A 6,469-nucleotide genomic window follows, 5' to 3' on the forward strand; every position below is an offset into this window, starting at 1 on the left:
CCCATGGCAATTCCCGTTTACCTGTGGCTGAAAGACGACGGCGGCGCGGACATCAAGGGTTCGGTCAACGTCCAGAGCCGCGAAGGCAGTGTCGAAGTCGTGGCCCAGGATCACAGCCTGTATATCCCCACCGACAACAACACCGGCAAGCTCACCGGCACCCGCATTCATACACCGTTCAAGTTCACCAAGGAAATCGATGCGTCCAGCCCGTATTTCTACAAGGCAGTGAGCTCCGGCCAGACCCTCAAGAGCGCCGAGTTCAAGTGGTACCGCATCGATGACGCCGGTCAGGAGGTCGAGTACTTCAACACCCTTCTGGAGAACGTCAAGGTGGTGAAAGTCGCGCCGAAAATGCACGACATCAAGGACCCCTCCAAGGAGAAGCACAACCACCTCGAAGAGGTGGAGCTGCGCTACGAGAAGATCACCTGGACCTACAAGGACGGCAACATCATCCACGCCGATGCCTGGAACGAGCGCCAGACCGCCTGACGCCGACCGGTCGGCAGTCGGGTTGGCCCGACTGCCGTGATCGGGCCTGCCGCCGGGGTTCCGGCGGCAGGCCACTTCCCAAGACACCACCAGTGACGGGTCTCCTCCGGTTTCCGGCAGCGCTACCGTCACGAGCAAGGAACGCATCATGGGACAGCAGCCCGCCCACCTGCTTCGCCGCCTCAACCCTTACTGCGCCCAGGCACTGAGCGCTGCAGCCTCCCTGTGCCAGACACGCGCCCATCCAGCGATTGGCATCGAACATTGGCTGCTCAAGCTGCTGGAGGAGGGCGAGGGCGACCTGACCCTGATCGCGCGACGCTACGAATGGGACCTGGACAGTATTTGGCAAGGCCTGCTGGACCATCTCGACAGCCTGCCGCGCCAGGTACGCGGCAAACCGCAACTGAGCGAAAAGCTCCAACAACTCATCAAGAGCGCCTGGCTGCGCGCCTCGCTGAATGACGACAACCAGAGCCTGCGTTCGATCCATCTGCTCGGAGCCCTGATCGAGACCCCGACATTATTGGAATGCGAAGCCGCGTGGCCCCTGCTCAGCCTCGGCGAAGTGCAGCTGGAACGCCTGTTGCCGTGGCTTGACGAGCAGTCGGAGGAGCGGCCGCAACAGCAGCGAGAGGCAGCCCTGGCCGTGGCTCCGCGCACTGAACTGACCGCGCCCAGGGACAAGCCGGATGCGCTGCTCGCCGTCCTCGAAAAGTTCACCCAGGACATCACCGCCAAGGCGCGGGAAGGGCGCATCGACCCGGTCTACGGCCGGGATAACGAAATCCGCCAGGTGATCGATATTCTCGGTCGTCGACGCAAGAACAACCCGATACTGGTCGGCGAGCCCGGTGTGGGCAAGACCGCGCTGGTCGAGGGGCTGGCCTTGCGCATCGCCGAAGGCAACGTACCGGACAGCCTCAAACCCGTCAGCGTGCGCACCCTCGACCTCGGCCTGCTGCAGGCTGGCGCTGGCGTTAAGGGCGAGTTCGAACAGCGCCTGAAGAACGTCATCGACGCCGTCCAGCAGTCGCCGACGCCGATCCTGCTGTTCATCGATGAAGCCCACACCCTGATCGGCGCCGGCAACCAGGCCGGCGGCGCCGATGCCGCAAACCTGCTCAAGCCCGCCCTGGCCCGTGGCGAGTTGCGCACCATCGCCGCGACCACCTGGTCCGAGTACAAGCAGTACTTCGAGCGTGATGCCGCCCTGGAACGGCGCTTCCAGATGGTCAAGGTCGACGAGCCCGACGACGCCGGCACCTGCCTGATGCTGCGTGGCTTGAAGGCCCGCTATGCCAGCTACCACGGCGTGCATATCCAGGATGAAGCGGTGCAGGCCGCCGTCACCCTGTCGCGCCGATTCCTCACCGGGCGGCATCTGCCCGACAAGGCCGTCGACCTGCTCGACACCGCCAGCGCGCGGGTGCGCATGGGCCTGGATTGCGAACCCCAGGTGCTGGTCCAGGTCAAGGCTGAACGTGCTGCCCTGGAGCTGGAGCGCCAGGCCCTCGAGCAGGACGCGCAACTGGCCGGCACCTGCGCCGGTGAGCGCCTGGAAGCGATCGCCGTGAGCGAAGCCGACCTGCGGCAACGCCAGGAAGGTCTCGAACGGCAATATCAGCGCGAGAGCGAGCTGACCCGGCAACTGCTTCGGGCCCGCCAGGCCGAGTCGCCTGATCCCGGCGATATTGAATCGCTCAAGGCGCAACTGGCCGACGCCCAGCAGGAACAGCCCCTGCTGACGCTGGACGTGGAAGCTCGCAGCGTCGCTGAAGTCATTGCCGACTGGACCGGCGTTCCCCTCGGCAGCCTGTTGAAGGACGAGCAAGCCAGCCTGCTGGACCTGGAAAAGCGGCTGGGCGAGCGGGTGATAGGGCAGGACAGCGCCCTGTCCGCCCTGGCCCAGCGCCTGCGTGCCGCCAAGACCGGCCTGACCCCCGAAAACGCGCCACTGGGCGTGTTCCTGCTGGTGGGCACCAGCGGCGTGGGCAAGACCGAGACGGCCCTGGCCCTGGCCGACTGCCTGTTCGCCGGCGAGAAATCGCTGATCACCCTCAACCTCTCCGAGTACCAGGAAGCCCATACCGTCAGCCAGCTCAAGGGCTCACCTCCGGGCTACGTCGGCTATGGGCAGGGCGGCGTGCTCACCGAAGCGGTCCGCCAACGTCCTTACAGCGTTGTGCTGCTCGATGAAGTAGAGAAGGCCCACCGCGACGTCCTCAACCTGTTCTATCAGGTCTTCGACCGCGGCTTCATGCGCGACGGCGAAGGGCGCGAGATCGACTTCCGCAACACCGTCATCCTGATGACTTCCAACCTGGGCAGCGATTGGTTGCAGCAGATGGTCGAAGAACGTCCCGACGTTCCCGACAGCGACTTGCAGGAACTCCTGCGCCCGGTATTGCGCGATCACTTCCAGCCCGCGTTGCTGGCGCGCTTCCAGACCCTGATCTACCGGCCGCTGGATGCCGACGCCCTCAAGCGCATCGTTGCCATCAAGCTGGGCCAGGTCGCCAGGCGCCTGCAACGTCACTACGGCATCACCTGCCAGATCGACGATGTATTGGCGGATGCCCTGGTCGCCGCCTGCCTGCTGCCCGACAGTGGCGCTCGAAACATCGACAGCCTGCTCAACCAGCAGATCCTCCCGGTGCTCAGTCAGCAGCTTCTGCAGCGCCAGGCTCAGCAGCTCTCCAGTCGTGGGCTGCGCCTGGGCTACGACGAGGAGGAGGGCGTCGTCATCGCCTTCGACGACGACGCCAACCCAGCAAAAGAGGAAGTGACCGATGCTCAATGAACTGCGCACCTTCTTCGACCACAGTCGCCATTCTCTCGGCGTACAGGGGCTTGATATACCTCTCGATGTACTGGCGTTCAGCGGTGACGAAGCGCTGAGCGAGCCTTTCGTCTACCGCATCGAATTCACCAGCACCGATCGCGACCTCACGGCAGACCGCTTCCTGTGCCGGGACGCCAGCTTCAGCCTGCGCGCGCCGCCTGAACAACTCGGCATTCCCGGCTATACGCCGCCCCTGGCGGCGCCGCTGCGCACGCTGCACGGCACGATTACCCATTTCGGTCTGTTGTCCGTCTCGCGGGACGAAGCCCGTTACGAAGTGACGTTCGCGCCGCGGCTGCAATTGCTGGATCGCGCGCGCCAGTTTCGCCTCTACCAGAACCAGAGCGTGCCGGAGATCATCGAGCAGGTGCTGCGGCGTAACGACTTCCAAGGGCAGGACTTCCTCTTCGAACTGACCCGCGAGTACCCGCAACGCGAACAGGTGATGCAGTACGGCGAGGACGACCTGGCCTTCATCCAGCGCCTGGCTGCCGAGGTCGGCATCTGGTACTGCTTCAGCATGGACGCGCGGTTGCGCATCGAAGTCGTCGAGTTCCACGATGATCAGCGCCATTACGCTGTCGCACCGCACTTGCCGCTTCGCCCGCTGTCGTCGCTGGAATCCAGCGGGCAGGACGCCGTCTGGGACTTGCAGTTCCGGCACAAGGTGGTCCAGCAGCAGGTCGACAACCGCGCCTACTACTACCGCGATGCTGCAGCACAGCTGGACGCCGGCGTCGATCTGCTCCAGTCGTCTCCCACCACCTACGGCGAGGCCTACCACTACGGCGACCCGCACAGCGTCCTGGGCGATGCCTACGCCCAGGACGAGGACCTGGAAAGCGAGAGCGGCTACTTCTATGCACGCCTGGCCCACGAGCGTTATCTCAACGCCCGTACCCGCCTGACCGGCAGCACCAGCAGCCCGGCCGTCGTGCCCGGACAGGTACTGAAAACCGAGGGCGCATCGCAAGACTTCGCCTCCGGCGCCGTCATTGTCCGGCTGCACACCAGCGCTGCCCGTGATCGCAGCTTCGAAGTGCAGTTCGAGGCGATTCCCTACGCCGAAACCATCTGCTTCCGCCCGGAAGTACCAGCCCGGCCAGTAATCGCCGGCACCATCCCTGCCCGCGTCACCAGTCCGGAACCGCACGACCTGTACGCCCACATCGACAAGGAAGGCCGCTACAAATGCCACTTCCTTTTCGATAGAGACACTTGGCCGGCCGGCCGTGAGAGCCTCTGGCTCCGCTTGGCGCGCCCCTACGCCGGGGACACTTACGGCCTGCACCTGCCGCTGATCCAGGGCACCGAAGTGCGCATTGCCTTCGAAAACGGCGACCCCGACCGGCCCTACATCGCCCACGCCATCCACGACTCGCAGCACCCCGACCACGTCACTCTGCAGAACTACAAGCGCAACGTTCTGCGCACGCCCGCCAACAACAAGCTGCGCATGGATGACTCGCGGGGCAAGGAGCACATTAAGCTCAGCACCGAATACAGCGGCAAGAGCCAGCTCAACCTGGGGCATCTGGTGGATGCGCAGCGGCAGAAGCGCGGCGAAGGGTTCGAGTTGCGCACCGATGGCTGGGGGGCGATCCGAAGCGGCAAGGGCCTATTCATCAGTGCCGACGAGCAGCCCCGCGCACAGGGCGAGGTACTCGCCATGCGAGAGGCGGTGTCTCGCCTTGAACAGGCCGGCGACGAGATGCAGAAGCTGTCCGGCGACGCCGAGACCGCCAAGGCCGAACCGGCCCAGGTCCAGGCACAGATCGACCTGCTCAAGCAGGATCTGCAAGAGCTGAAAACCTCCGTCCTGCTGCTCAGCGCGCCCAATGGCATCGCCTTGACCAGCGGCCAGCACTTGCAGGTTGCCGCACAACGAAATCTGATGCTTAACGCGGGCAGCCACGCTGACATGAGCGTGATGAAGCGCCTGTTCATCGGCGTGGGCGAGGGCGTCAGCCTGTTCGTGCGCAAGCTCGGGCTGAAGCTCATTGCCAACCAGGGCGCCGTGCAGGTCCAGGCGCAGAACGACTGCATGGAGCTGATCGCTCGGAAGGGGTTGGAGATCACCAGCACCGAGGACGAAATCCGTATCACGGCGAGCAAGAAGATCACCCTCAATGCCGGCGGTACCTACATCACCCTTGACCGAGCGTTACTTCCAGGACTTCAGCAACGCCTGGCTCGCCTTCCTCAACAGCATCCGCTGGCGCAAGGCGGACAGCCTGTCGGACTCCATCAGCCAGTTGACCCTGCTCAGCGACGTGCGCCAGTCGCCGCTGATCGCGCTGATGAACACCCTGGCCTACCAGGGCAAGACCGAGGTCAAGGGCGAGGCGCTCTCCGACTCGCTGATGAAGTCGGCGCAGCAGCTCCTCGACAAGGACAAGCAGCCGGTGACCGACCAGAAGGCCTCCGGCCCACAGGGCCCGTTGGACAGCACCTTTGGTCCGCTCCTCGCCTTGCTCGGCAAGGAAAAATTCTCTGCTACAACCGGCGGAGACAATTTGAGCCTGCAGGCCTTCCTCACCCGCGCCACGCGGGTGCGCCTGAAGCTGCAGCAGATCACCACCGCCACCGACCCGCAGGCCATGACCCAGGCGCTGGCACAGACGGTGTTCCAAGGCAAGAGCGTGGACCTCACCGACACACTCGACTACGGCAGCCTGATCGCCGCCAGCCTGGGCGCGGAATGGAGCGGCTTCGGCCAGAACCTCTTCGTGCAGCCGCTCAACCAGGCCTGGGACGGCGTACTGCAGCCCTCGGCGGCCAGCCTGAATCGCCAGTGGCAGCGGGCAATCGTCGGCAACTGGGAACGTTCCTTCGACGGCCGCTATCCCTTCTCCGCCACCGGCAGCGATGCCTCCCTGCCCATGCTGGGCCAGATGATCCGCGCAGGCAGCGGGCGTATCGATCAGTTCCTCAAGACGCAACTGGGCGGTGTGTTGCACAAAGAAGGCAACCGTTGGATGCCCGACAGCGGCAATAGACAGGGCCTGCACTTCAATCCGCAGTTCCTCCAGGCGGTGAACCAGCTCAACGAGCTGGCGGATATCCTCTACACCGATGGCGGTTTGGGGATGAGTTTTCAGTTGCAGGCCAAGCCGGTGCGCAATCTGG

The 6,469-nt window shown here is 64.5% G+C and carries 2 protein-coding genes and 2 pseudogenes; all 4 read left to right on the forward strand.

Annotation, left to right across the window (positions count from 1 at the left end; genetic code table 11):
- Nucleotides 1-3 precede the first annotated feature (3 nt).
- Nucleotides 4-495, forward strand: a complete 492-nt coding sequence (locus tag C167_RS0115785; protein WP_017519252.1) for an Hcp family type VI secretion system effector — start codon at nucleotides 4-6, stop codon at nucleotides 493-495.
- Between the two features lie 148 nt (nucleotides 496-643).
- A complete protein-coding gene (gene tssH, locus C167_RS0115790) occupies nucleotides 644-3,298 on the forward strand; it encodes a type VI secretion system ATPase TssH (RefSeq protein ID WP_017519253.1) in 2,655 nt (884 codons plus the stop codon).
- Nucleotides 3,288-5,441: pseudogene (locus C167_RS33760) on the forward strand (type VI secretion system Vgr family protein); the annotation flags it as partial. The gene tssH and the pseudogene C167_RS33760, both read left to right, overlap by 11 nt.
- A gap of 52 nt (nucleotides 5,442-5,493) precedes the next feature.
- Nucleotides 5,494-6,469 (forward strand): annotated as a pseudogene (locus C167_RS35125) (ImcF-related family protein); the annotation flags it as partial.

The sequence above is a fragment of the Pseudomonas nitroreducens TX1 genome (assembly GCF_000313755.1).
In the GTDB taxonomy this organism is placed as follows: domain Bacteria; phylum Pseudomonadota; class Gammaproteobacteria; order Pseudomonadales; family Pseudomonadaceae; genus Pseudomonas; species Pseudomonas nitroreducens_A.